This is a genomic window from Asaia sp. W19 (assembly GCF_003994335.1).
Taxonomy (GTDB): Bacteria; Pseudomonadota; Alphaproteobacteria; order Acetobacterales; family Acetobacteraceae; genus Asaia.
Window position 1 is genome coordinate 60,718 of sequence record NZ_PNQZ01000013.1, and the last position, 26,185, is coordinate 86,902.

Below are 26,185 nucleotides of genomic sequence, written 5' to 3' on the forward strand. Positions count from 1 at the left end.
CGCGCCCTCGCTTGCTCTAGTGAACAAGCGACATGGAGCCGGCCCTGGGGGAGTGCATGAACCGGATACGCGCCTTTCTCTTCATCACCTATTTCGTCATCCTGACGCTGATCATGGGTATCGGCGCGATGCCGATCCGCGTACTGCGCCGCCGTGATCTTGCCTTGCGTTACGCCCAGAGCTGGTCTGCCCTGACACTTCGGGGCCTCAGGTTCTTTTGCCGTATCCGCATTCGCGTTGTTGGCGCGGAGAACCTCCCTGAAGGCGCCTGCCTCATTGCATCGCAGCATCAGTCCTTCTTCGACGGGTTCATCTGGATGACGCTCGTGCCCGGCCCCGCTTATGTGATCAAACAGGAACTGACGCGCATCCCTTTCATTGGCCCAATGCTGCTTCTTTCCGGAATGGTGCCGGTTGAGCGAGAAGCGGGGGCGAAGGCTCTGCGCGGCCTGATGAAGGCAACCCAGGCGCATTTTGACGCCTCACGCCAGATCATCATCTTCCCTGAAGGCACCCGCACGCTTCCCGGGGCAAGGGTGCCCCTCCAGCCCGGCGTCGTAGCACTTGCCAAACAGGCCGCCGCCCCCGTGATTCCGGTCGCGACAAATTCGGGCCTTCACTGGCCGCGCAGAGGCTGGTTGATGCAGCCAGGGGAGATCACTATCGCTATCGGAGAGGCCCTCCCCGCCAATGCCGGACGGCTATCCCTGATCGACTCGATCTACAAATCCTGGGATCGACTAAGCGCGCGCGAGGACCTGCCACACCCTGTGGATAACTCTGTGGACTCGAAATGCTGACCGGAGGATCCCCTGTGCAGAACCGGAGAGCTGACTGGGGAAAAGCTGTGCATCACCCAAGCGTTGGGACCAAAGCGCCCTTGCGCACGAGTCAAGAGACAATCATCGTAAAACCTAGGTTTTACGGAGCATTGTGCCCGAAATTCCACGCGGTGGGGGCATCTACCACAGGCCCGGACGCTTTCATAGCCCTTCGTCAGGGAGTCTTTTCTTCCCTCTCGAACGAAGCCAGTGCGCTCTGGGGATAATTTGTGCGGTTTCTCATCATGACTGTGAAATTGGAGCGCAGGGCAGACACCGCGATCAGTAATCATCACGGTTCGAGCCCATGAAAAACCGGCTTTTCTACGCCCTGCTGGGGATTACGCTGCTGTTACTTTCAGCGTTTGGCGTGGATTGCCTGCGCATGGCCCGCCTGGGCAGGTCTCTCGATCAGATGCGTCTCTCACTGGCCGCAGCAGGCTGGCATCTGGACTGGGACCAGAGGAGTCTTGCCCGTTCCCCCTGGGGGCAATCCCTCACCCTTTCTCAGCCACGCCTGATCGATGCCCGCGGTCGTGGCTGGGGAGGGAAGACCCTGGTACTCGGCGTGAGCTTTCTTCACCCAGCCTCCATCCGCCTAGAATTTGGTGGACCGCAGATCTTCAAACCGAGCGACACCATGACCGTGACGAGTAGCGCTCTTGAAGGACACTTCGTACCCGCCAGTCGTACATTGATCCTCGAAACACGGCAGATGTCCCTCGACATGCCCCCTGTCTCGGGTATCGAGACTCTCACGCTTGGCCATGTCACAGTGCAACTTACCCCTGATGTGACGAAGGATCCTCCTGCGAGGGGCAATAAAGATATAACGCGGTCCTCCCCGCTTCCTGGAGGCGCGGTGGAGTTGAGCGCCGAGTCGGTGTCGATCAAGCGCTCCGCCCAGGAGCGGAACGAAACCCTCACGCCAGATATCGGTCCGCTGCTGACCACCCTGCCCTCGGCCAGCAAGCTGCATCTCATCATCGTGGCGCTGCGTGACGAAGCGGGACGGAACGCCTCGAAAACGGCATATGGACGCTATTTAATCCAGGAGGCCTCATTCCAGCTCGGCGCGCTCTCCTGCATAGCCCGCGGCACCCTGTCTGGCGCAGGAGAAGGCACCCTCTGGGCGCACCTGTCGGGCTTGCAGGGCTTCGTTCGTTCCTGGATTGCCCTATTGCCCGAGTCCGGGCGGATTACGCCTGATTATGCGCCCCTTCTGAAGGCGCTGGATGAACAATCGGCAAGGATACCGGACCATCTCGACCTGCCCATACCAGTCGGCCGCGATGACATTTTATTGCAAAATCACATTTCCGCGATAATAACGGGGCATTCTCGATGAACCGGAGGGGAAGCTGACGCCTTATGGGCGGTGGCAGTTAACCATTCCCCTTCACGACTGGCCTTGATGGCCGCGGATCCCTGCAATGCCTGACATGAGTGCTCTCTTCCTTGCACGATTGCAATTCGCGTTTACCGTCGGATTTCACATCGTCTTTCCCGCTTTCTCCATCGGTCTGGCAGCGTTCCTGGCCGTGCTCGAAGGGCTCTGGCTCAAGACGGACAAGCCCGTCTATCTCGACCTCTTCAAATACTGGCTGCGCGTCTTTTCGGTCGTGTTCGCCATGGGCGTCGTCTCAGGGCTGGTGATGTCCTATGAGTTCGGCACCAACTGGTCGCAGTTCTCGCAAAAGGCTGGGCCAATCCTTGGTCCGATGCTGGCCTACGAGGTCATGACCGCCTTCTTCCTCGAAGCAGGATTCCTTGGCGTGATGATGTTCGGGCTCAACCGCGTGGGCAAAGGGCTGCATTTCGCGGCAACCTGCATGGTCTCGATCGGCACGCTCATCTCCATGAGTTGGATCCTCGCATCCAATTCCTGGATGCAGACACCCCAGGGTTACAAGATCGATGCCGCGACGGGCCGTTTCCTTCCGGCAGACTGGTGGGCCATCGTCTTCAACCCGTCTTTCCCGTTCCGCCTCGTTCATATGGCGCTTGCCGCTTTCCTCTGCGTGGCCTTTATCGTGGGTGGCGTGGGTGCGTGGCATCTGCTCAAGGCCAAGCGCCAGAAGCGCCAGCCGACCGACGCCGTGAAGGTCATGTTCTCCATGGCCATGTGGATGGCCGCCATCGTGGCCCCGCTGCAGATTCTGGCTGGTGATGCCCATGGTCTGAACACGCTGAAATACCAGCCCGCCAAGATCGCCGCGATGGAAGGCGACTGGGAGAGCGAGGGGCGTGCTCCTGAACTGCTGTTCGGCGTGCCGGACATGGAACATGAAGTAACCCGCTACAAGATCGGCATCCCGCTCGTTGGCTCGCTCATCCTGACACATAGTCTTGACGGCAAGGTCCCTGGGCTCAAGGACTTCCCCAAGGACCAGCGCGCGCCGATGTATGTGGTGTTCTACACCTTTCGTGTGATGGTGGCGCTCGGCAGCCTGATGGCATTGCTTGGCTTCTTCTCGCTGTTCCTGCGCTGGAAAGGCGGGTTCTATACCAACCCGATCCTGCTGCGCGGGGCGCTGCTCATGACACCTGCCGGATTCATCGCCCTGCTTTGCGGCTGGGTCACGACCGAAGTGGGCCGCCAGCCCTTCACGATCTATGGGCTGCTGCGCACGGTCGACAGCGTCTCACCCGTGACACTGCCGAACATGGAAATGTCCATGGTGGCCTTCGTCATCGTCTACTTCATCGTCTTTACCGCCGGTATCGGCATCCTGCTGCGCGACTTCGCCAAGGAACCGAGCTCGAACGAGCCTGAGCCCCCGCGCGATCAGCCGCATCGTGCCGCTGGTATCACCCAAGTCTCTCACCACCCGGCGGAGTAAGCGTTTACCATGAACACCCTCGCCTATTGGTTGCCCATCATCTGGGCAACCCTCGCCTCTCTGGCCATCTTCATCTATGTCTGCCTTGACGGGTTCGACCTGGGGATCGGCATTCTGTTCCTCGGTGAGCACCGCAAGGAACATCGCGATGTCATGGTCAACACCATCGCACCGGTCTGGGACGGTAACGAGACCTGGATGATTTTCGGCGGTGCCACACTGTATGGCGTTTTCCCCGTGGCGTATGGCACGATCCTGCCTGCGCTTTATCTGCCCATCCTGTTCATGCTGCTCGCGCTCATCCTGCGTGGCGTAGCGTTCGAGTTCCGCGTCAAGGCAAGCGGCATTTTCGGCATGGGGTTCTGGGATCGGTCCTTCTGCATCGGCTCGCTCGTGGCCTCCGTCATGCAGGGCATCATTCTCGGCGAGCTGATCATGGGTGTGAAAGTCGAGAACAACACCTTCGTTGGTAGTGCCTGGGACTGGGTCGCCCCCTTCCCGCTCTTCTGCGGCTTTGCCGTGGCTGTGGGCTATACCCTGCTGGGCGCAACCTGGCTGGTGTGGCGCACGGAAACCGATCTCAAGGCGGTCATGCAGCGTCTTTCGGCGCCGCTCGGTCTGAGCATGCTGGTGCTGATTGCCATTGTCTCGGTCTGGACACCCTATCTGCATGCTAACTACATGCACCGCTGGACCGATTTCCCCGAGATCGTCTGGGTAGCCCCCGTGCCCGTCGCCGTGATCGTGTTGGCTGCGCTCTTCTTCCTGTCGCTGCGCAAGCAGACAACGCGTCTGACGCCCTTCCTCTGCGCGCTGGGCTGGTTTTTCCTGTGCTTCTCGGGTCTGGGCATCAATGTCTGGCCCTATATCGTTCCGCCCACAGTCACCATCTGGTCGGCTTCATCCCCGCCGGAAAGCCAGTTGTTCCTTCTGGTCGGTGCGTCGATCCTGCTGCCGATCATTCTGGCCTACACGATTTATTCCTACTGGGTATTCCGCGGCACCGTGACCGCCGATCAGCACTATCACTAACGCAGACTGCGCGCAGTCGCCCCCATCCGAACGTCATGGTTTGGATGGGGGCTGCCTCAAGGGAGATCGATCATGCCTGTCACTACTGCGCCAAGGTCCTTCCTCGCCCGGCTCGGCTGGTTTGTCGGGCTATGGGCAGCCGGAGTCGTGACGCTCGCCATCGTCGCGACCCTGATCAAGATGATCATCTTCCATCAGTTCTGAACGGCCGGAGTGAGATGAGGGCGTACATCGATCGCTCTCATCCCGGCATTATGGGCCGCCTCGAGCCCCTCTTCCGTATCCTCAAAAACGAGACAATGAGCGGGAGCGACTTTCAGACGTTCGGCGGCCAGGAGATAGAGATCAGGCGCGGGCTTGCCGCGCTTCACGTCTTCGATCGTGACCACCGTATCGAAGAGCTCCAGCAGATCGAGCGTCTGCAGGGTAGACGTCACCGCAGATTTCATCCCCGCTGACGCGACAGCCATCGGCACATGGCCGAATTGCTCACGCGCAATCGTCGCGGCAAAACTATGCTCGCGCAGCTTGTCCAGATGGTTCTGGTAGAGCAGCTTGCAGCGCGCCAGCAGGGCTGGCCGATCCAAGATGAGGCCAAAGCTCTGTTCATAAGCGTTGAACAGCTTGTCACTCGACAGCCCGGTCCGAGCAAAATACCAGTCTCGCTCGAGCGTGTAACCCACCTCACCCAGCGCCTCCTGAAAGGTCAGGAAATGCACGGGGAGCGTGTCGGCAATCGTCCCGTCACAATCGAAAATGAGCGCATCAAACGTGTGATTGCTCAGGGTAAATTCGGACGTCGCCGGGGTCGTCCCATCGTCATCGGATATGGCCGCACTCATGATCGGTCTGCCTCCCTTCAGAAATTGTCCTTGGCATGACGCAACGCCGCAAATTCGGCCACGTCACGCGCTTTCAAAAACGGATTGGTCTGGCGCTCAACGCCGAGCCTCACCGGGACTGACGCGCGATTTCCCGCGCACAACGCCTTTACGTCAGCAACGCGCTGCTTCAAGGCCGCGTCATCAGGCGTTTGCGCCAAGGCGAAAGCTGCGTTGGACTCGGTATATTCGTGCCCGCAGCAAACGAGCGTTTCGTCTGGGAGCGGCGCAAAACGCTTGAGGCTGTCGAAAAGCTCCTGCGCCGTTCCCTCCAGAAGCCGCCCGCAACCGAGGCTGAACAGCGTGTCACCGCAAAACAGGGCGGGGACGGATCGGAAGTAGAAGGCGATGTGACCGCGTGCATGACCCGGTGTGGCGATCACCTCACCCAGATCATGCCCGATGGCGATACGGTCCTCGTCATGAAGCAACAGGTCGAGCGGGGGCAGGCGCGCCTGGTCGGCCTCGGCCCCGGCGATACGCGCGCCGTATTTCTGGCGCAGCGCCTCGGCCCCGCCAATGTGATCATCATGATGATGGGTCAGGAGAATCAGATCCAGCCGCCCTTCTCCAATCGCGTTCATCACCGGCCCCGACTCACCCGGGTCAACCACGGCGACGGTGCCGGTCTGAGGATCTTTCAGCAACCACGCGTAATTGTCCCGCGCGAAAGGAATAGCTTTGATTTCGAGGCTCACTATCCTGTTTTCCTTCTACTTGCTGATTCGGCCTGTTGGACGAAGACTAGCCTTGTTCAGGGGGTAACGTATCCTCACGCCTCTGAGATCACGACATAGGGAGGGGCATCCTGCCCGCCCCCTGGCCGTATTCCCCTAACCAACGCATCCAGACGAGCGAGGGATGCGCTTGCCCAGCCTGGGCACCCCTTGCGCCCGTCGTCCCGACCGGCCCGGCCCTCTGGCCGTCGAAGCCGGTTCGGTCTAGCGTGTTCACCATGCCGAAGCGTATCGCCCAGCCCATTCCACCCGACGCCGCCGGTTTCTATGCCAGTCGGCGCGGAGAGCAGGTCACTGCGCTACTGATGGCGCGGCTTGCGCCTCTTCTCCCTGACCCGCGGGGACAGCGCGTCCTGGGGCTGGGGTTCGCCCAGCCGCTCCTCTCGCAATGGCGCGCACTCAGCGAAGCGAAATGGGTCGCCTCGGCCCAACTAGACACGCCGCTGACGCGCCGTCGCGGGATGATACCCTCGAGCGTGCCATTCTGGCCCTCCTGCCTGGTAGCGCCCGACTGCCTGCCCTTCGATGATCTGAGCGTCGATCTGGTGCTCATGATGCATGGGCTAGAACTGGTCGATCCACAGCCTCTCCTGCGCATCGTCTGGAAGTTGCTGGCCGATCACGGTCGTCTCATTCTGGTCGTCCCCAATCGGACAGGCCTTGCCGCAAAAGACGATACGCTGCCCTTCGGCCATGGCAGCCCTTTTTCTGCCAGCCAGCTCGATCGCACTCTGCAGCGCGGATTGTTCCGGGCCGAGGCCAACGCAACCGCCCTCAGCGCCCCGCTCGGTCTGCTGCCTCTGGGTGACAAGGCCACGCTGATGGCAGACAAGGTCTTTGGCGCTCTGGGGCGCCGCCTTGGCGGGGTGCATCTCGTGAATGCTTGCAAGGATCTCTATTCCGGCATGCCGGTGGAGGCGGAGCGGGCCACGCTCGGTTTTGCCCGTCGCGTCACCACACTCGCGGGCTCTGCCGGAAGCTATCAGACGGAACCCGAACGGCCGAAAGCTTGACCCCAAACGCAGGTATCGTAAGACTGCGCTCATGTCCCTGATTCAATCGATCAAATCCGTTCTGGCACCGCCGCACCGCGCTGCCCTTCCCTTTCTCGCGCTGACTGGCGGGTTGACCCTGCTCGGCCGCGCGACACCGTGGCGTGCCACGCGGATCATCGGCAATCTGGCGCTGGGCGGGTTCGGCTTCTGCCTGTACTTCTTCCGAGACCCGAAGCGTTTTCCGCCTGCGCGCACGGACCTCGCCCTGGCTCCGGCCGATGGCCGCGTGGTCTCTGTCGAGCTCGCCACGCCCCCTGCCGCGCTGGGCATGGGCAGCGAGCCAGTATGGCGCGTGGCGACCTTCCTCTCGGTTCTGAACGTGCATATCAACCGCATGCCCGCCGCCGGGACGGTTACCAAGATTGCCTATCATGCGGGGCAGTTCCTCAATGCGAGTCTGGACAAGGCCTCCGACCTCAATGAGCGCAACGAGGTTCGGCTGACACTGGAAGACGGTCGCCATATGGCCGTTGTCCAGATTGCCGGTCTCATCGCGCGCCGTATTGTCTGTTACGTGGATGAGGGCAGTGTGGTCGAGCCGGGTGATCGCTTCGGCCTGATCCGGTTCGGCTCGCGTACCGACCTGTACCTGCCGCCCGGCGTGACCCCGCTGGTTAGCACTGGCCAGATCATGGTTGGTGGTGAAACCGTCATGGCCCATCTCTGAAACGCCCCTGACGATGTCCGAAGCGCGCCCCGCACCCATGGCCGAACTTCCGGTGCAGAGCCCTGGCGATGAGGGCACAGCTCCCCTGCGAGCAGGACGCAAGCGCCGTCGCCTGAGGCGTATCCGCCCCCGCCGTGTGCGCGTGCGCGGTCCGTCCTTCAACCGGCTCATCCCGAATCTGCTGACCATGCTCGGGCTGTGCGCCGGGCTCAGCGGCATGCGCTACGGGCTTGAGCAGCAATTTGCCTATGCCGCAGCAGCCCTGGTGATTGCAGCCTGTATCGATGGGCTCGATGGGCGCATTGCCCGGCTTTTGCATGGTACGTCGCGTTTCGGCGCCGAGTTCGATTCGCTTTCCGATTTCGTCTGCTTCGGCGTGGCGCCGCCCTTTCTGCTCTATCTGTGGACCCTGCATGAAAATGGCGGACGCTACGCCTTTGTGCCCTGCATCTTCTTTACGGTCTGCATGGCCCTGCGTCTGGCCCGGTTCAATGCGAGCCTCGATGACGACGAGAAACCGGAATATTCCTATAGCTTCTTCACCGGCGTTCCCGCGCCCGCCGGGGCGGGCATCGTTCTCTTTCCCATCTTTCTGGGGCTGGAGGCGGAGAAGATGCACTGGCCGCTCATCGACGGTCTGGCGCGCTCTCCCCTTCTGGCCGCAGGCGCTCTCATCCTGACGGCGGCCCTGCTTGTCTCGACGCTGCCGGTCTGGTCTTTCAAGAACTTCAAGATCGCCTCACGCTATGTGCTGCCGCTTATGCTCGGCACACTGCTCTACGCCGCGATCCTGCTGGCCGATCCTTGGCTTGCCCTGGCGGCAGCGGGTGTCCTCTATCTGCTGATGCTGCCTTTCAGCCGACGCAGCTTCCATCGCCTGAAGGCTCAGGCCGAGGCGCTTTCGGAAGATATCCCCGAAGCCTGAACCGCGCCGGGAGAAAGGGGCGGATCAGGGGGGCGATGCCCTCCCTGACGAGGCCGGGCTCAGAAAGCAAGCTCGACCTGTCCGCCAAATTGACGCGCCTCATTGTAATAGCCCTGCAGGCCCGTCGTAACGCCCAGCGTCTTGAAATATACATGCTGCTCGGCAAACAGGTTACGCGCCCAGAGCGAGAACGTGGCCTTACTGCCGGTATTCCCCAGCCGCACATTGGACACCGCCACACGCCCATTGACGATCAGGCCGCTATCCCCTTTGGGCTGATAGACATTTTTCGGGTTTCCGGTGCCAAGATAGACCGGGTCGGTCGTGTTGGCATAATAGCCGCTATCGATATTCCCATCGAGATGCGCGAGCACGGTAAAGCCCTGGAACGGCCGCACGTAATCCACCTGAAAGCTCCCCGAATGCGCCGGCGTATAGCTCTGGTAGATCGGCACCAGCATCGGGCTGACCACGCCGATCGAGTTCGGATAGGGGTTCGCGGTCGGAGGGATATGGACATAGTTATAGGCGTAGGAGAACCCGATTGTCAGGTAGCGCAACGGGGTGACATTCAGCTCCGCTTCGACACCACTCAAATCGCCATGGCCGGGCGCGTTGATGGTCGAGGTCGTCGTGCGCGTCGTCAGCTGATTACCGATTTGGTAAGGTCGGCTGAAGTCAACCTGGATGTCTTTGTAATCCCCCCAATACCCCGCAACATTGAAACGCGCGCGGTGATCGAGAAATTCGGTCTTGGAGCCGACTTCGAACATCGAGACCGATTCAGGGCCGAAGGCTTCGTAATCCTGCGCGCGTGAATTGGCACCACCCGGCTTGTAGCCAGTACTCCATTTCCCATAGAGCAGCACATGTCGGGTCAGGTCGCCGCTGATTTCGAGCAACGGATCAACACGCGACCATCCGGCACCGAAATCGATCGGGCCCGAGACGCCCGCCGTATTCACGGGAGCCTTGTTATTCACCGTGGTCAGTGTGCCCTGCTTGCCGTCATGCGACCAGCGCAGCCCCGCAGTCAGGTGCAGGGCATCGTGCAGCACGGGCGGGGTATAGACGGCGTTACCATAGACACCCCAGCTCTTGGACGTCACATGGCTGGCGCGATCGATGGGTTGAAGGCTCCAGTCATCATAGGCCGGGCCGGAAAGCAGCTTGTAGGCACTGCCCGCCGCATCGGTGAACTGGTTGGTGTAGAAGGCCTGCGCATTATCGGAGGCATGCTCGCGATAATAGATAAAGCCACCCTGGTATTTCAGGCGCTTGGTATGCCCAAAGGCCTGGATTTCCTGACTGATCTGGTTCTGCCAGAATCCCGCGAGCGAGTTACGCGCAAAGTTCATGCCGAGGAAATTGCCCGAGGTATTGGACATACTGCCTGAAGCCATGCCGTTATCGAACTGGCTCTGACTGAGGGAGCGATAAGCCGTGATCGAACGAAACGCCAGATATTGGGGTATCGCCTTATAGTCGAGCGTCATGCGGTGCCCGCTATTTTTCCCGATGCTCGGCCGCTCGGGCACGCCGATATTGGCCTCTTTGGCGCGCGCAGTTTGTAAGGTCGCGAGTTTGGCGAGCTTGTTCGACCCGCCTTTCAGCAACTGCATCCAGAGCGTGGTCGTGCTGTCATAGGAATTGTCATAGGCATAATCGGCGGAAAAATTATCGACCGGACGATAGAGCGCCTCAACATGCACGCCATGCTTGTCATACTGGTTGAACCCGCCCGTATCCGGCAGCGGATTCGAGACAAGGGGCGAGCGATGCGCAGTGACCGCATCGACCTTGATGGCGAGATCGTGAAAGGCGGGCAGATCAAGATGCAACTCGCCCTTGCTGCTGCTGTAATTACCGAAACCGCCCACCAGGCGCATTCCGAATTTTCCGGTTGGCTTGCGGGTAATGATGTTGAGCGCACCAGCCTCGGTATTACGCCCGAAAAGCGTCCCTTGCGGGCCCTTGAGTACCTCCATACTCTCGACATCGAACAAGGCGGTACCCAGAGCCTGAGGACGCGCGACATAGACGCCATCGATATACACGCCCACGCCCTGGTCTCGTGCGGGCTGGTTGCTGTCTCCGAGAACGCCGACGCCGCGAATATTCACGACAAGTGCTGAATTACGCCCCGAGAACTGGGCGATACGCAGCGAGGGGATGGAGCCGTCACCCAGATCGACAAGCGAAACGACATGACGATTGGCAAGTTGTTTGGCACTGAAAACCGTGATCGATGCCGGATCTTTCTGGACGTTGCGCCCATGACCGGTGCCGGTCACGCTGATGCTTTCTGGCGTCGAAACATGCGCTGCGTGCTTCTTTGCCGCCAGATGTGCCGCTTTCGATGGGGGGGCTGCTGCGACCTGCACCGGGTCTTTCGCAGCGCCAACGGTCGTTTCCTGCCCGGCAGCACCCCGGCGGCTGGCCGGATGACGTCTGGTTTTTCTGGGAACCTCACCCCGACGAACAGATCCGCCGATCATATCCTGGGGGGCGCCCCTCCCGGGAGGGGCACTGACTGAATCTGCCTTTTCTGCGCGACCCGATGCAATTCCAGTAGATGGGTCGCCCTGCCCTGCACTTCCCTGCAGGTCAGCGGCAAAGGCCGAGCCGGTACAGCAAAGAAAAGTGACCACAAGGCACAGTCTCTTACCTCTCAACACAAAACTCTCTCCTGACCGGATAGGGGCCGCCACGCGCCGTCCGGGCTCATTTCGAACCGAACACAATCCCGATCGGTGCAGCGCAGTGACAAACCGTATCGGGACAGTTTCAATTAATTCGAAAAAGAAATAGTTTTGTGGCGAAGTAAGTATGAACGATGAAGATATTATTTCATCGTCATAATTGATTCATATTATAGAATTATTACACGCTTGTTCCGCCGATGGTCGAGGGCGTAAGCATAAGAGGCGGAAAAGCGTAAGACCTATCAGTAAGCGCTGGCCAGCTCGCTTTGCTACCGTACGCTGCCCCTTCCACCCGCAAATCCGACGTGGCGAGCTCAACCGCATTACCGTGGAACTTTAGAAAGGTCGGCCTCCTTGATGGAGGCCGACTATTGACGCATTCATATCCCGGCAATCGGACACCCTCCATTGATGAAGTGTTCTTCACAGGCGAGAAAGCCTTCAATCTGCCCGCCAGAGCGTCTTCAGAAGCGATTTTGGCAGCATCGCTGCGATTCAAAGTCCGGGTATACTCGGCCCTTACGGAATGTAGTAACGCGCCGTCACGCGATACAGGGTGACGTCAACCGAGAGAAGCATCCAGCACAGTGCCAGTGCACGCGCACTCCAGGCGATACGTGGGGCTTCCCGCATAGGCATGAGAAAAACCATAAATGGGAGAAGAGGAATAAAGTATCTCCCCTGTACGCCGAACACATAATCCGCTCCCACAGGCGTGAAAGTAATGTATTCGAGCAGGAAGATAAGGAAAATGCTTCCGGCAAGTATCAGGGTGATAAAGGAGGAGTTCAGCAAAGATCGCGCGTCAAGCCCAGCCCTCCATCCAGAGACGAGTACCGCAATCAGCACAAGCGCTGTCAGATCATAGAACCAGGCGGGGAGTACGACGTCGATCCACCCGAGAACTCCGATCATTTCCTTCTAAAAGGCAATGCCCTCCATTCCCTGATGGGAGGTAAACGCACTCACGACAAGACGTATGGCATGGAAAGGATGATGAAGCAGGAACAGAACCTGACCGGATGAAGAGCGCCCCTCCCACATAGGTATCATCACGAAGAACTTGACGAGCAGAGACCACGCACCAACGATCAGCAGAGAGATTAGACAATACTTGAGAAGGCTGCGCCAATTTTCACGGGATGCAAAAAAGAACGGAATAAAGATCAGAGGAGCATAGGCAGGGCGCCCAAGCGTGAGAAGTGTTACGAGTACAAAAAGAACCCTGACCGCTGTATCCGGCCTCGAACTCGCCAATGAGCCGATGCGTGCCATCAAGGCGGCTGCCAGCGTCGCCGAGCAGATCATCAACCCATCCTGACTGATGGAGGCGAAAAGTGAGAGCGTCATCGGGAGGGAGAGAATGACAAACAGAAAAGTCGCCCCAACACCCGGCATCAGATAAATGGAGAGAGCCCCAAGCAGGACACAGGCAACGCCACCGAAAGCCCGACTGACGATCAGAGCGTGATGAAGGTTGACGTGAATAAGCCTCGCCATACCCAGACCCACAACGTTGGGAATGTAGAGGAGTGGCGAGTAGATCGCCGTATTGGAGAAATCCTGATATCCCCTGTTGCCGAGCCGGATCGCTGAACCGCGCCGGATCATGTCGGGTGTTACTTTCACTTCAGCATGAAAGCGCATGGCACCGTAGATCTGATCCAGTTGATCGATACCGACCTCGACCTTTCCCCCCGAACGCGCTGGTGTACCGTGTTTCCAGGCGATGAGATGACCGGTGAGAATCTGATCGACACGCTTGAGGTGGTTGAACTCGTCGGAGTTCTCAAAAGGGGGAACGATCGCCGCAAGAAACGCGACGCAAATACAGCCGCAGAAAAGGTATAGGCTCGCCAGAAACCAGCTTTCCCGCACATGCGAGAAATTCTGACGCAATTTATCGAAGAAAACCATATTCCTGACCGATCTCCATAACGCTTCATACACGTCGACACCAATTCGGGCCCACTGACCTGCATCTCATCGCCCCAGACTGCGCGCAGCATCGGTTTACCGCCAATCCCCAAACACTTGCGGGCTGGTTCTGCGAGAAACCGCTCCTCCGTGGCGTAATTTCGCGCGTCCATCGCTGCAGGATGTGAGTCGACATGCCTGAACGGGTTCCTCGTCGCACCCCGACGGTTTCATGGCAAGATGTTTACAGCTTCGATATGAGTCACAGGCAAAAGTTTAACTGGCATCACGATGCCCTATTCTCCTGCCGCGCTTCAGGCCGGGCCCCTGAGCAAGTGCTCCAGCCGATCAAACGGGCCGATCAGCTTCCTTTTCGATGTCATGAAGGCGGCGATAGTCGATGCGATAGGTTCCCTGTCCGTCATGGATCACCATGTCGACAAAGCGCATTCCCTTCATCATCCGGGCGTGGTCATAGCTGCGTTGCAGCAGAACAGCCTGGCCTGTGGCTTCATCCGTGCCGCGCACGGTCACCAGGATTTCGGCGTGGGTGGCATCAAGCTGCTCGAGGCTCAGCAATGTGAGCGGGCTGGTACTGTCGATCGGATGCACCAGCGTCTCGATGAAGCGCAGTTCGGGCACTTGGGATTGAAGCAGCTTCAACGGAGAAAAGATGCGCGTCGGGTATCCGCCCTCTCCAATCACGAACTGGGAAAGCGAGAGCTGAACGTCCATCGCCAGGACGGCACTCTTGCGTGAGTTGGCGAGCCTTATGCAGAGTGCTGGCGGGCTGGCCTGCTGGCTGATCACCCCCACCTGACTGAACAGGATCTGGGCGCGCGGCCTGGAGAATCGCGCAAATACGACACCGGTCGAGAGCGCATTGACCATCATGCCCAGCAAGGCTTCAATCGACACGAGCGCGTTCGCCATGTGGCCTGTGGGGGCCATGACCCCATAGCCGACGGTCGAGAGAGTCTGCACGCTGAAGAAAAACAATGCCAGCAGATCGAGATCAGCGGCGTTGTTGATACGCGCATCGCACAGGCGATAGAGCAGTGCGAAAGCCAGATTGACGACGACATAGGCGATGGTCGACCACCCCATGAAGCGGGGCCAGGAGGTGGTCAGGGCGTGGTGATAGAGATCGGTCCAGAAATTGCTGCCGATGCCGATCCGTACCACCGCAGAACGCTCGCGTTTCTGCCCCGCATCCAGTTCATCCTCCTGCCCCTGGAGCGGCAACCCAACCCGACCCTTGAGGAGGCGGCCCCATTCGAGGGGTCCTTTCTGGCTCTGGTCGCCCTTCACGTCCTTTTCGCCCTTGCCCTGCTCAGGCCAGTGCAGCTTCTTCAAGGCGACGCAACACAAGGGCGCGCCCCATGAGCGGCAGAAGCGCATGCAGTTCCGGTCCGGCCTCTTCCCCTGTCAAGGCGAGGCGCAGCGGATGGAACAAGGCCTTGCCCTTGCGGCCTGAGACCTCCTTGAGGGCGTTGATCCACTGCTTCCAGACTTCGCCATCCCAGGATTCTGCAGGCAGGGTTTGCCGGGCTTGTGCCAGGAACTCCGCCTCGCCACTCAGGGAAGGCGGCGCAATCTCGCCCTGCACCACGTCCCACCAGAACGCGATCTCGCCGGTCAGATCGACATTGCCGCGAATGGCGTTCCAGAAGGCCTCGCTCGCGCCCTCGGGCAAGCGCGTCTTCACTGCCTCGAAATCGAGCGTATGAAGCAGACGGCGATTGAGCCCGAGCAGATGCTGCATGTCGAAACGCGCCGCAGAGCGCGAGACATGGGACAGATCGTAGCTGGCAATCGATTCCTCGAGCGTCATCGGCACAGGGTCATCCGAACTGCCGATCTTCGAAAGGTAGGAGACCACCGATTGCGGCTCCATACCGTCATGGCGAAGCGCTCTCAGAGAGAGGGAGTCGAAACGCTTGGACAGCTTGCCACCGCCCTCGTCCAGCAGGAGCGGCAGATGTGCGAAGGTAAAACGTGAAGAACGGCCGCCCAGAGCCTCGATGATGTCGAGTTGCACGCCGGTATTGGTGATATGATCCTCGCCCCGGATGATATGGGTCACGTCGAGTTCCATATCGTCCACGACCGAAGCCAAGGTGTAGAGCACCGTGCCATCGGCGCGGACCAGAACAGGGTCGGAGATGGCCGTCAGCTTGACCGACAGATCTCCCATGACCAGGTCGCGCCAGCTCTTATGGCCGTCCGACAGTTTGAAGCGCCAATACGGCACCTTGCCATTGGCCTCGGCCCGTTCGCGCTGATCGGCGGTCAGGCGCAGCATGGCCCGGTCATAGATGGGGGGCTTGCGTGCCTTGAGCCGCGCCTCGCGCTTGGCGGCCAGTTCCTGCTCGCTCTCGAAACAGGGATAGAGCCGACCGGACGCCTTGAGGGCCTCAATGGCCTTGGCATAGCGATCGAGACGCTCGGACTGATGCGCCATTTCGTCCCAGTCCAGACCGAGCCATTCCAGATCGGTCTTGATGCCCTGCTCATACTCCGCCTTTGAGCGTTCCAGATCGGTATCGTCGATGCGCAGCAGGAATTGGGCACCATGCTTGCGGGCATAGAGGGCGTTGGCAATGGCCAGACGGGCATTACCAACATGAAGATAGCCGGTCGGGCTGGGGGCGAAGCGCAGTTTCATGCTGCTTCTATGCCAAGCGCGCGGGCAATTTGCCAGTGCCCGTGCGCGCCGAGCACGATCAGAACTTCAGGCGCGTTCAGAAAACGCGCGAGAAACCGGCGCGCTGCAACTCGGCCAGTGCGCCCAACGCGCTGGGTGTAACAATCGCCCGCTTGTCGAGATGATTCGTGAGCTGCGCCGCAAGCTGCTCCTGTGCGGGATTTCCCGGGACGGCACCCAGTGCCAGCAGACGCCCCGCATGAGCCCAGACCGCGTTATGGCAGGCCAGAAACACAACGCCGCGTGCCTGAAGTGCCGGAATACCGCGCCCCGCCGCGCCATACGCGCCCAATTCGTCCTGATGGTGGCGAGAGCTCCCCGTAGCGCTCTGCTTGAGCGGCAGCGGAGATTGCCCCGGCGAGGTCAGGCGGGCGAGATCGAATTGCGACCATGCGGCCTCGTCATAAAGCGCAAGCTGCGCCTCGCCCCAGAGCGCCATGACCAGAAGCGCGTCGGGATGACCGAAGGCAAAGATCTCGCTGTTCAGCAGATTCTGAGCCTCGACGGGCCAGGCCCCGGAAAGGGCAGTCCCCGTCCCGATCATCCGCTCCGCCCCGCGATAGGCGCGCAGAGCATCGAAGGCGACGTCGTCCCACAGATCCGGATGATCCAGCAGCCGAGGCAGCGTCGTGAACTCACGACGACGCGGCAAAGCGGTCAACTGGCGGCTCAGATCCGGCAGATGGGTTTCGGGGGCCGGGGGCGCGGGGGTCGGTAGCACCGGCCGTGCGGCCCGCGCGGCGAAAGGAAGAACGACACCCAGAGAGGTAGCGGCGATGATGAGCTGACGACGCGGCAGGGTCATCAGAGCTCTACCTCCTCGTCATCCTCCACAAGTCGTCGCGGGTCGAGCGTACGCCAGTCACGTTCCATGGGGGTGGCAGGCGTCGCCGCGAAATCCTCGAGTTCCGAGGCCGATTTCCAGCCATCATCCCCGGCTTCGACCACAATCGCGTCCTCACCAAACGAAAACCAGGCTTCCAGCACCTCACGCCCGACAGCCCCGCCAACACGGCAGCGTTCCACACTGTCACGCACATAGGCCCGGGCATAGGCATTGGCATGGGCAAGGTCCTGGAAGTCCTTGACCTCCTCGACGATCCCCTCCTCGGCGCCACCCGAATTATCAAGAATCCTGACGAACCAGCCGCGATCGGGTTCTGCTTCTGAGCTGCTCATGCGCCATTCTCCTTGGACTTGCTCTGTATCTTCTGAAGGAGGAATTCGCGGCCGACCTTGACCCGCTTCTCCCCGTCATAAGCGACGATATCGGCGGTGGCGTAGGTTTCGTTCCATTTGACCGGAATAAACGATCCGGTGCCGACCACATCGAGCGGGGCGTGGGAGTCGCGCATGGTCATGCATTTCTCCAGACCGAACCCTGAGGAGACGATGATCTTCACTTCCGTGAAGCCCGCCGCATTCAACTGTTCACGCATCCACCAGATCGCGGCTGCCGAAACGCCCGTCCCGACCAGATCCTTCAATTCGTGATCGGAGCGATAGCGCCTGATCGTGCCCGGCGTATGACGTTCCAGCACGGCATAGGACGACTGGGGATCAAGCCCCTCGATGAAGCGCCCACCATGGGTGTCGAGACGCACACTGATGCGCCCCTGCGCCGCCAGTTCCGGAAAACGATGGCAGACGGCCAGCGCATCAGTGATCTCCTGACCGAAATAATCGACCAGCACCACCAGCGGATCGTCGGGATAGACCTCGCGATACATCTCGGCGGCGCGCAACGTGGAGCCGGCATAGCCGATCAGCGCATGGGGCATGGTCCCCAGCCCGTGATCCTGACCGAAGAAGGCCGCGGTCACGTCATTGGCACAGCCAACGAAACCACGCGCGCCCTCGCGTCGTGCAGCGCGCGACCCGATGGACGCCGCATAGCCCATCATCTCCTGCATTTCGAACCCGGCGCAATGACGGGCCTCCATGGCCATGAAGGCGGCATCCGGCAAAGCGAGCGCCATCTGATAGGCATTATGCGCAGCCACACAGGCCGAGCCGAGCTTCTGGAGCAGCAGGGTTTCCAGCGGAGCAAGCTTCGTAAAGGGGCCGGTCAGATAAAGCAGGGGCTCTCCTGCCCCGACCCAGCTTCCTTCCGCCGAGATGATGTCGATCGCGACCTCGAAACCCTGCTCGCGCGCCACGTTTTCGAGCCAGGCCACCATCAGCCCGTGCGCAGCAATCACCGGGCGCCGGATGAACAGCGCATAGGTGACCTCACACTCGCCGAAGCGCGACACAATGGCCTGGGTGCGATTGAAATACGCATCCGTCCGTGCCGCGATCTCGCCAGGCGTCAGCGAGAGTCTGGGGCTGAGCGCCGCATCGAGTGCTGCGCGTCCCTCATCCGCCTTGGGCGGGGTCATCCCCGAAGCGCCCCGTGGTCACGGAAATGGCCCGTCAGTTCCTCGGCGAGGAGGAAGGCCATCTCAAGCGACTGCTCCGCATTGAGACGCGGATCGCAGAAGGTTTCGTAGCGCCCGGCCAGGTCAGCCTCGGTCAGGCACTGGGCGCCGCCCACGCATTCGGTCACATCCTGGCCGGTCATCTCGATATGGATGCCGCCCGGACGGAGCCCGGCCTTCTGGAAGACGGAGAAGAAACCCTTCACTTCGCCCAGAATGGAGTCAAAGGAGCGCGTCTTGACCTTGTCAGCCGTGCTGATGGTGTTGCCATGCATCGGGTCGCACAGCCATGTGACGGTGCGACCGCTTGCCTGGACCTTGTCGAGCAGAGGCGGCAGGAAATCCCCGACCTTGCTGGCACCCATGCGCGAGATGAGCGTGATGCGTCCTGCCTCATCCTTCGGGTTGAGGATATCGAGCAGGTTTTCCAGATCGTCCAGCGTGGTCGTCGGTCCAACCTTGATGCCGATCGGATTGCCCACGCCGCGCAGGAACTCGACATGCGCCCCATCGGGCTGGCGTGTGCGATCGCCGATCCAGAGAAAATGGGCCGAGCAATCGTACCAGTTCTCGCTCAGGCTATCGATGCGCGTGAGTGCCTGCTCATAGGGCAGAAGCAGCGCCTCATGAGACGTATAGAACTCGGTCTCGTTGATCTGGGGGGCGCTCTGGTTGAACCCACAGGCCCCCATGAAGGAGAGCGTCTCATCGATGCGCTGGGCCAGATCCTGATAGCGCTCGGCCAGAGGCGAACGCTTGACGAAGCCCAGATTCCAGCGATGCACCTCATGCAGATTCGCATAGCCCCCCGATGCGAAGGCGCGCAGCAGGTTCATAACGCCGGCAGACTGGAAATAGCCGGTTTCCATGCGCCCTGGATCAGGCAGGCGGGCGGATTCCGTGAATTCCGGCCCGTTGATGATGTCACCGCGATAGCAGGGTAAGGTGACGCCGTCTTGCGTCTCTGTGTCGGAAGAGCGCGGCTTGGCATATTGCCCCGCCATGCGACCGATCTTGATGACCGGCACCTTGGCTCCAAAGGTGAGAACGACTGCCATCTGCAGGAGCACACGGAACGTGTCGCGCACGATATCAGCCGTGAACTCGTTGAAGCTCTCGGCACAGGCACCGCCCTGCAGCACAAAGGCCTCGCCACGCGCTGCCTTGGCAAGCTGGCTCTTGAGGCGCCGCGTCTCACCCGCAAACACCAGTGGCGGATATCGCCGCAGACGGGCTTCGACAGAGTCGAGCGCGGCTGCATCCAGATATTGGGGCGCCTGGCGGATGGGGTGCGACCGCCAGCTCGACGGCGTCCAGCCGGCGTGCGCAGCGGATTCGCGGTTCGGGTGCATGAGAGCGTCTTCCTTTGGTTGAAAAAAGGGAACTTAGTATGGAGCCTAATAGCCCATACGCCTAGGGGCTATCCTGCGCCCTCACCCGGCGGAAGGTGAGATTCCATCGCAGCGCGCCGGTCAGCGGGTGCGTGCCCGGTTTGAGCGGGGCGATGCCGTGATAAAACAGCCGTGACCGGCCTCCCCAGACGACGACATCGCCGCTCAACAGGGGGATCTTGCGAACGGCGTCGGTCTTGGCCACCCCGCCAAAGAGAAACAGGGCCGGAACCCCCAGAGAAATCGAGACGATCGGACTTTCCAATGCCTCCTCGTCACGGTCCTGATGCAGCCCCATCCGCGCACCCGGTTCATAGCAATTGATCAGACAGGCTTGCGGCGTGAACCCGTCAAAACCTGCCTCTCGCGCCAGATCACGCGCGAGCCGGGACCATTCCCGGGGCAAACCGGGCCATTTCCTGCCGGTCAGAGGGTCGACGGACTCGTAACGATAGCCGCCCCTGTCCGAGTGCCAGCCCAGCTCGCCACAATTTGTCATGCGGACCGAGAACTGCCGTCCACCCGGTGTCTGCAATCGGCGAAGGGGAGAAAAAGCGGCAATTGCTTCTATCGTCTCGACCAGGTCGCGTTCCTGCTCGAGCGCCCGCCCGGGCAGGAAAACGGCATCCGGTCCCAGGGTCTCTGTCTGTCGTACCGCATTGAAGAGGTCGTCCATCACGATAGGCTCTTGCCGCCTCCGATCTCACGAATTACTTGGAGTCTCTGACTGCGCCAGAGATCGGGCTTATTTCCGAAATGGCAACCACCGTTCCTGTAGGCCTTGCCGAATGGGACGAAACTGCAAGGGAATGCTTCGATGTCAACGCGCCGACGCGCCGCCTTACTGGCTGCCTCTCTTTTCGCCCTGCCCGCCGGAACGGCTTTCGCCCAGTTCACCGGGCAGAACGCACCCAGCGAGGCCCATGCCCCGCAGAACACGGCCAATGACACGGGCGTGGAATATCATGGCAAGGGCGAGCATCTGACCGCAAAGGGGCGTCACTCCCTGCCGCCCGGCTATCAGGAAACACCGAGCACCGAGTTTCAGCATGGCCCCGATCCGGATCACGCCGATAATGTGCAGCGCGATGCGGTGACCGGCGCGGATCTGAGCAAGTTCGGCTCAGCCTATTCCAATAGCAGCCCTGTCCAGAGCGGTCAGCTGGGCGACGCCTCGGGTAACGGCTGGGTTGCCCCGCGCTGATCACCTTATTGCGCCCCTGCCCGACATCTCTTCTCTGCCCGCTGTCACACGAGCCGACCTGAGAATGTGAGGCCAGCCCTGGTGGGTCTCACGCCCCGGTGAAAGCGCACTCCTGACCCGGGCAGGAACTCCCTGCCTCGGTCCCGGTTCTTCTTTCCGGAATCACCGCCCCCTATGACGGGCGAACCGGAAAGGATGAGACCATGCCCTCTCTCAAGCTGCGCGACGGAAATTCTCTCCATTACAAGGATATGGGTGTGGGTCGCCCCGTCCTGCTGATCCATGGCTGGCCGCTCACCGGCGACATGTGGGAATACCAGACCCTCGCGCTGCTCGAGGCCGGTTACCGGGTCATCACCTATGACCGTCGTGGCTTCGGTCAATCGAGTCATCCCTTTGGCGGCTATGATTACGACACCCTCACCGCCGATCTGGCCGAGTTGATCGAAAGCCTCGACCTGACAGACCTCACGCTTGTCGGGTTCTCCATGGGGGGTGGCGAGGTCGCACGCTATCTGAGCCGGTACGGCACGACGCGTCTCGCAGGCGTCGCCCTGGTTGCCTCGGTCGTGCCCTATCTTCTTCAGGACAGCAGCAATCCCGACGGCGTCCCTGTCGATGTCTTCGCGGATTTCAAGGCCCAGATACGGCGTGACCGCTTCGCCTTCCTGGCTGAGTTCCTCAAGAGCTTCTACGGCGTGAGCATGATCCGCAAGCCGGTCAGCCAGGCGCTGATCGACTGGAGCTTCACGCTGGGTATCATGGCAAGCCCGAACGCCACGCTGGATTGTATCGACAGCTTCAGCCGCACCGATTTCCGCCCCGATCTGGCGGCTTTCACCGTGCCTACGCTCGTCGTGCATGGCACGGGCGACAAGACCGTGCCCTATGAACTGACGGGCAAGCGCGTGAAGGATCTCGTGCCCCATGCGCGCTATGTGGAGTATGATAGCGCCCCTCATGGCCTTTTCGCGACCGATGCCGAGGCGCTCAATCGCGATCTTCTGGCTTTCCTGTCCAGCACGGCACTCTGATACGCGTTCCACCCGGGTAATCTTCGTTACCCGGGTGATGGGCCTGTCACGCGCCGCTTCATGGGCCATGCCATGGCCAAACAAGCGGCGACACTAAGCGAGCACTCTGCGGATGCCATGCCGCGACGAGGCTCGGGTCACTCCGTCCTTCCGGCAATATCATCGAAGCGTCACCTTACCACGCGCGCTCACGGTCTATCCTGCCTCATTCGTTCATGGATGCACGGAAGGACCGTCTTGTTGTTCTACCCGAGAGGCGTGTTTGCAGGGCTGATCGCAATTTCATTGCTGTGCCCCTGCACGGTTTATGGTTGGGGCGAACGGGCGCATGGCGTCATCAATCGCGCGGCCATAGATGCACTCCCCGATGACGGTCCCGTCTATCTGAAGGCGCAAGAGGCGCTGATCGCGCGATCGGCCACCTTGCCCGATACTTGGCGGGCCGAAAGCGAGGCCTTTTCCAAAATGGAAGAAGACCCCAACCACGGATGGTTTCGCGAACAATTCGCCTTCATAACCACTATCCCGCGCTCGCGTATCGCTTTCCTTCTGTCGCTTTATCGCGAGCATGAGCGCCTTGCCCGGAGCGACCCGGGCACGGCACAACGCATGAACATACGCTGGACCGGCACTCTGCCTTATGCGGTATTGGAGGGATATGGCCGTCTGGTCGCCGATATGCGGCTCATACGGGCGTTGCGTCTGAAGGGCGTGGACACCACGCCGTTCGAGACCGATACGGCGTTTCTGGTGGCCTGGATGGGGCATTACATTGCCGATGGCTCCCAGCCCCTGCATGTCACCGTTCATCATGATGGCTGGGTCGGGCCGAACCCGGCGCATTATACCCGCGATCCGGCTGTTCATGGCCGCTTCGAGACCGATTACGTCAACCTGATCGGCCTCTCGGAAAGCGATATTGTCCCGTATCTGGCGCCGGTCGCGCATCAGCACAGCGATGTCTTTACTGCCGTGCTTGCCTATCTCGACCGGTCGCATCGGGATGTCGAAACCGTTTACCGTCTGGACCGGGACGGCGCATTGCACGACGCCGGCAATCGGGAGGCCCGGAGCCTCGTCTATGAGCGTTGCGCCGCGGCATCGGCGATGCTGCGCGATCTGGTGACCCGCGCCTGGAAAGAGAGCGGCCTCTCCCCCCTTCCGCCAACCCATCCTGACGATCCGGACAACCCTGGCTACGACCCCGCCACCGGCTCGGCTCCGGCGCCTCTGTCGAGAAAACTGCCCGAACCCGTGCGCCACGCGGTTCCCTAGCCTCAGCCGGTAACTCGAGGCACGAAACGAAAGAGGCCCCAACCCGACGATGCGCGCGTTTGGCCGGGTTGGAAACGGTTCGGAAGGCGGTTCAGGAGCGGAGCGTGCGCTCGCGTTGACGCGTGGGCGTGCGCATGGTGACAAATTCTTCCGCTGTGGTCGGGTGAATGCCGATCGTGCGGTCGAAATCGATTTTCTTGAGCCCGGCCGTGACCGCAATGGCGATGCCCTGCATCATCTCTGCCGCCGCATCGCCCATCATATGCGCGCCCACCACTTTCTGGCTTTCACGCTCGACGATCAGCTTCATGAACGCCTTGCGATCCCGCCCGATCAGGGTCTGACGCAAAGGACGAAACGCGGCAGTGAACACCTCGATATCTGCCTCCCCCACGGCCTCTTCTTCCGTCAAGCCGACACTGGCGAGGGTCTCCGAGAAGAACACGGCCTTGGGTGTCGTCTCGAATGACCAGCTTCTGGCCTGACCGGCATACAGGGTCTCGGCCAGGATATGCCCTTCCGCAATCGCGACGGGGGTGAGGTTGATCCGGTCCGTCACATCACCAATCGCGAAGATATTGGCGATATTGGTCGCCGATCGCTCATCGACTGCAACGGCGCCATTCTTGAGCGTCACGCCGACGGCTTCCAGCCCGAGCCCATCGATATTGGGCTTGCGTCCGGTGGCAAAGAAAACAAGTCCGGTCTCGATGCTCTCGCCATTGCCGAGGGTGACACGATAACTGGACTCACCTAGTTTTTCGATCCGCTCCGGGCTCTGACCCGCATGGACCGTGATGCCATGATGCGGCAGCGCCTCATGCAGTTTCTCACGTAATTCCTGATCGAAACCGCGCAAAGGCAGGTCCTGACGGAAGACGAGATCGACCTGTGACCCCAGTCCGGCGAAAATCCCGGCGAACTCGACCCCGATATAGCCGCCGCCGATAATGCAGATACGCTCCGGGCGCGCTTTCAGGTGGAAGGCCTGATCGGATATGATGGCGTGTTCCGCGCCCTCGATGGGGGGGCGCGTGGGGCGTCCGCCCGTGGCAATCACGATGCGCTTGGCGGTGACCCGCCTCGGCTCCGCCTGCTCGTCCAGCGGTCCCGGGCCGATCTCGATGGTGTTGGCGTCGATAAGCTTGGCCCGCCCGATAAAAAGCTCGACCCCTGCCTTGCCCAGCATGGATTTGTAGATCCCGTCGAGCCGCTCGATTTCCTTGTCCTTGGCGGCGATCAGTTTCTGCCAGTCATGCGCGCCGGTCTTGATGTCCCAGCCATAGGCGCGGGCGTCTTCTGCAGCTTCGGCACCCTCCGAGGCATAGACCATGAGCTTCTTGGGCACACAGCCCAGATTGACGCAGGTGCCACCCCAATGTCGGCTTTCGGCAATGGCGACCTTGGCCCCGTTCTGCGCGGCGATACGCGCAAAGCGGACACCGCCCGATCCGGCGCCAATCACGAAAACATCGAAATCCGGCATGAAGCCCCTCCCCCAAATGAAACGCGGCCGGGAAACCTCCCGGCCGCGCATGGCATAATCAGTATTCTGTCTTGCGCCCGTTCAGAACGGGACGAGAGGGCTCAACGTTCCGCAAAGGCCTTCTCGACGACATAGGAACCCTGGTTGCTCATATTGCCTTCGTCAAAGCCCATGGAAAGAAGGAGCTTTTCGGTATCGGCCAGCATCTCGGGCGACCCGCAGATCATGACGCGGTCATGCTCGGGGTCCAGCTTGGGAAGGCCCAGATCCTCGAAGATCTTGCCGTTCTCGATCAACGTGGTGATACGATCGGTCACCGGGAAGTCTTCACGCGTAACAGCCGGATAATAGCGGAGCTGCTTGGACACGAATTCGCCCAGGAATTCGTGGTTCGGCAGATCGTGGCGGATATGGTTCATATAAGCCAGCTCGCCAGAGACGCGCACGGTATGGCTCAGCACCACATTCTCGTAACGCTCATAGCATTCCGGATCTTCGATCAGGCTCATGAAGGGTGCAAGGCCCGTGCCCGTTGACAGGAAATAGAGATTGCGGCCCGGGCGCAGATTATCGAGCAACAGCGTGCCCACCGGCTTGCGACCGACGAGCACGGTATCGCCCACCTTCACATGGCGCAGGCGCGAGGTCAGCGGACCGTCTTCCACCGCGATGGAGAGGAATTCGAGCTCTTCCTCGTAATTGGCTGAGGCAATGGAATAGGCGCGCAGCAGCGGCTTGCCCTCAACCTCAATGCCGATCATCGTGAACTGACCGTTTTCGAAGCGCAGTCCAGGGTCGCGGGTGCAGGTGAAGGTGAACAGACGATCGGTCCAGTGATGGACGCTCAGAACCTCGCAGGCCTGAAGATGCCCATATTCCTTGCTGGGCGGTGCCAGACGATACTGGCCGGGATGGCCCTCGAGAGGAAGGAGCCCCGAAAGCGGCTCGGCAATAATGGGCATCGGCAGGGAGACAGGCGCGTTCATCGGCACTCTTTCGCAGGGAGCAGGGGGCGGGCGGTCTGACACCGCCCAAAGTGGCGAAATTTCTAGAGCATCCTTCCGCCGTTTGAAAACCCCACAGCT

At 60.6% G+C, this 26,185-nt stretch carries 23 protein-coding genes and 1 pseudogene; 11 read left to right on the forward strand and 13 right to left on the reverse strand.

Annotated elements, in window-relative coordinates:
* Positions 1-56 precede the first annotated feature (56 nt).
* The 5 genes from C0V97_RS01935 to C0V97_RS01955 all read left to right on the forward strand — a co-directional run bounded on the left by C0V97_RS01935 (position 57) and on the right by C0V97_RS01955 (position 4,900).
* On the forward strand, positions 57-800 hold the full coding sequence (locus C0V97_RS01935; RefSeq protein ID WP_127100715.1) for a 1-acyl-sn-glycerol-3-phosphate acyltransferase: 744 nt from the start codon (positions 57-59) through the stop codon (positions 798-800).
* Positions 801-1,128: 328 nt separating this feature from the next.
* Entirely contained in the window at positions 1,129-2,169 is a 1,041-nt protein-coding gene (locus tag C0V97_RS01940; RefSeq protein ID WP_127100192.1) for a DUF2125 domain-containing protein, read from the forward strand.
* Between the two features lie 85 nt (positions 2,170-2,254).
* A complete protein-coding gene (locus tag C0V97_RS01945; protein ID WP_127100194.1) occupies positions 2,255-3,664 on the forward strand; it encodes a cytochrome ubiquinol oxidase subunit I in 1,410 nt (469 codons plus the stop codon).
* Positions 3,665-3,673: 9 nt separating this feature from the next.
* Positions 3,674-4,696, forward strand: a complete 1,023-nt coding sequence (gene cydB, locus C0V97_RS01950; protein ID WP_127100196.1) for a cytochrome d ubiquinol oxidase subunit II — start codon at positions 3,674-3,676, stop codon at positions 4,694-4,696.
* A 72-nt stretch (positions 4,697-4,768) separates the two neighbouring features.
* Complete coding sequence (locus C0V97_RS01955; RefSeq protein WP_127100198.1) at positions 4,769-4,900, forward strand: DUF2474 family protein; 132 nt, start codon at positions 4,769-4,771, stop codon at positions 4,898-4,900.
* On the opposite strand, the gene C0V97_RS01960 is transcribed toward C0V97_RS01955, so the two are convergent.
* Both C0V97_RS01960 and gloB read right to left on the reverse strand, forming a co-directional pair.
* Positions 4,891-5,538 (reverse strand): HAD family phosphatase, encoded by a 648-nt coding sequence (locus tag C0V97_RS01960; protein ID WP_127100200.1) that lies wholly within the window; start codon positions 5,536-5,538, stop codon positions 4,891-4,893. The two genes, C0V97_RS01955 and C0V97_RS01960, sit on opposite strands and share 10 nt — an antisense overlap.
* A gap of 17 nt (positions 5,539-5,555) precedes the next feature.
* The gene (gene gloB / locus C0V97_RS01965; RefSeq protein WP_127100202.1) at positions 5,556-6,275 is read right to left on the reverse strand and encodes a hydroxyacylglutathione hydrolase; all 720 of its coding nucleotides are present in this window, start codon (positions 6,273-6,275) and stop codon (positions 5,556-5,558) included.
* Positions 6,276-6,532: 257 nt separating this feature from the next.
* Between gloB and C0V97_RS01970 the strand changes: the two genes are divergently transcribed.
* The 3 genes from C0V97_RS01970 to C0V97_RS01980 are packed head-to-tail and all read left to right on the forward strand — an operon-like array spanning position 6,533 to position 8,961.
* Positions 6,533-7,327 carry a class I SAM-dependent methyltransferase gene (locus tag C0V97_RS01970; RefSeq protein ID WP_127100204.1) on the forward strand — a complete coding sequence of 265 codons (795 nt, stop codon included), beginning with the start codon at positions 6,533-6,535 and terminating at the stop codon, positions 7,325-7,327.
* A complete protein-coding gene (locus tag C0V97_RS01975) occupies positions 7,296-8,036 on the forward strand; it encodes a phosphatidylserine decarboxylase (RefSeq protein WP_255424148.1) in 741 nt (246 codons plus the stop codon). Before C0V97_RS01970 ends, C0V97_RS01975 begins: the two co-directional genes overlap by 32 nt.
* A gap of 37 nt (positions 8,037-8,073) precedes the next feature.
* A complete protein-coding gene (locus tag C0V97_RS01980; RefSeq protein ID WP_127100717.1) occupies positions 8,074-8,961 on the forward strand; it encodes a phosphatidylcholine/phosphatidylserine synthase in 888 nt (295 codons plus the stop codon).
* A 59-nt stretch (positions 8,962-9,020) separates the two neighbouring features.
* On the opposite strand, the gene C0V97_RS01985 is transcribed toward C0V97_RS01980, so the two are convergent.
* The 9 genes and pseudogenes from C0V97_RS01985 to alkB all read right to left on the reverse strand — a co-directional run bounded on the left by C0V97_RS01985 (position 9,021) and on the right by alkB (position 20,777).
* Positions 9,021-11,459 carry a TonB-dependent receptor gene (locus C0V97_RS01985; protein ID WP_127100208.1) on the reverse strand — a complete coding sequence of 813 codons (2,439 nt, stop codon included), beginning with the start codon at positions 11,457-11,459 and terminating at the stop codon, positions 9,021-9,023.
* A 726-nt stretch (positions 11,460-12,185) separates the two neighbouring features.
* Positions 12,186-13,583: pseudogene (locus tag C0V97_RS01995) on the reverse strand (DUF2142 domain-containing protein).
* A gap of 348 nt (positions 13,584-13,931) precedes the next feature.
* The gene (locus C0V97_RS02000; RefSeq protein WP_158625320.1) at positions 13,932-14,939 is read right to left on the reverse strand and encodes an ion channel; all 1,008 of its coding nucleotides are present in this window, start codon (positions 14,937-14,939) and stop codon (positions 13,932-13,934) included.
* Positions 14,917-16,251, reverse strand: coding sequence for a glutamate--tRNA ligase (gltX, locus tag C0V97_RS02005; RefSeq protein ID WP_127100216.1), 1,335 nt, complete (start codon positions 16,249-16,251; stop codon positions 14,917-14,919). Before gltX ends, C0V97_RS02000 begins: the two co-directional genes overlap by 23 nt.
* A 76-nt stretch (positions 16,252-16,327) precedes the next feature.
* On the reverse strand, positions 16,328-17,095 hold the full coding sequence (locus C0V97_RS02010; protein ID WP_127100218.1) for a transcriptional initiation protein Tat: 768 nt from the start codon (positions 17,093-17,095) through the stop codon (positions 16,328-16,330).
* Positions 17,095-17,469: a hypothetical protein gene (locus C0V97_RS02015; protein WP_127100220.1), complete on the reverse strand. Its 375-nt coding sequence runs from the start codon at positions 17,467-17,469 to the stop codon at positions 17,095-17,097. Before C0V97_RS02015 ends, C0V97_RS02010 begins: the two co-directional genes overlap by 1 nt.
* Positions 17,466-18,671, reverse strand: a complete 1,206-nt coding sequence (locus C0V97_RS02020; RefSeq protein WP_233581916.1) for a nicotinate phosphoribosyltransferase — start codon at positions 18,669-18,671, stop codon at positions 17,466-17,468. The genes C0V97_RS02015 and C0V97_RS02020 overlap by 4 nt, the downstream gene beginning before the upstream one ends.
* Positions 18,668-20,062: a class II 3-deoxy-7-phosphoheptulonate synthase gene (locus tag C0V97_RS02025; protein ID WP_127100222.1), complete on the reverse strand. Its 1,395-nt coding sequence runs from the start codon at positions 20,060-20,062 to the stop codon at positions 18,668-18,670. Before C0V97_RS02025 ends, C0V97_RS02020 begins: the two co-directional genes overlap by 4 nt.
* A gap of 61 nt (positions 20,063-20,123) precedes the next feature.
* Positions 20,124-20,777 (reverse strand): DNA oxidative demethylase AlkB, encoded by a 654-nt coding sequence (gene alkB / locus C0V97_RS02030; RefSeq protein WP_127100721.1) that lies wholly within the window; start codon positions 20,775-20,777, stop codon positions 20,124-20,126.
* A gap of 141 nt (positions 20,778-20,918) precedes the next feature.
* Here alkB and C0V97_RS02035 point away from each other — a divergent pair, with 141 nt between their 5' ends.
* The 3 genes from C0V97_RS02035 (at position 20,919) to C0V97_RS02045 (ending at position 23,614) form a co-directional block, all read left to right on the forward strand.
* Positions 20,919-21,305 carry a hypothetical protein gene (locus C0V97_RS02035; protein ID WP_127100224.1) on the forward strand — a complete coding sequence of 129 codons (387 nt, stop codon included), beginning with the start codon at positions 20,919-20,921 and terminating at the stop codon, positions 21,303-21,305.
* A gap of 203 nt (positions 21,306-21,508) precedes the next feature.
* Positions 21,509-22,339 carry an alpha/beta fold hydrolase gene (locus C0V97_RS02040; RefSeq protein ID WP_127100226.1) on the forward strand — a complete coding sequence of 277 codons (831 nt, stop codon included), beginning with the start codon at positions 21,509-21,511 and terminating at the stop codon, positions 22,337-22,339.
* A 240-nt stretch (positions 22,340-22,579) separates the two neighbouring features.
* Positions 22,580-23,614 carry a hypothetical protein gene (locus tag C0V97_RS02045; protein ID WP_199751574.1) on the forward strand — a complete coding sequence of 345 codons (1,035 nt, stop codon included), beginning with the start codon at positions 22,580-22,582 and terminating at the stop codon, positions 23,612-23,614.
* A 91-nt stretch (positions 23,615-23,705) separates the two neighbouring features.
* Here the strand turns inward: C0V97_RS02045 and gorA are convergent, their stop codons facing one another.
* Together gorA and C0V97_RS02055 are read right to left on the reverse strand one after the other, a co-directional pair.
* Positions 23,706-25,100 (reverse strand): glutathione-disulfide reductase, encoded by a 1,395-nt coding sequence (gorA, locus tag C0V97_RS02050; RefSeq protein ID WP_127100228.1) that lies wholly within the window; start codon positions 25,098-25,100, stop codon positions 23,706-23,708.
* Between the two features lie 101 nt (positions 25,101-25,201).
* The gene (locus C0V97_RS02055; protein ID WP_127100230.1) at positions 25,202-26,086 is read right to left on the reverse strand and encodes a ferredoxin--NADP reductase; all 885 of its coding nucleotides are present in this window, start codon (positions 26,084-26,086) and stop codon (positions 25,202-25,204) included.
* Between the last annotated feature and the right edge of the window lie 99 nt (positions 26,087-26,185).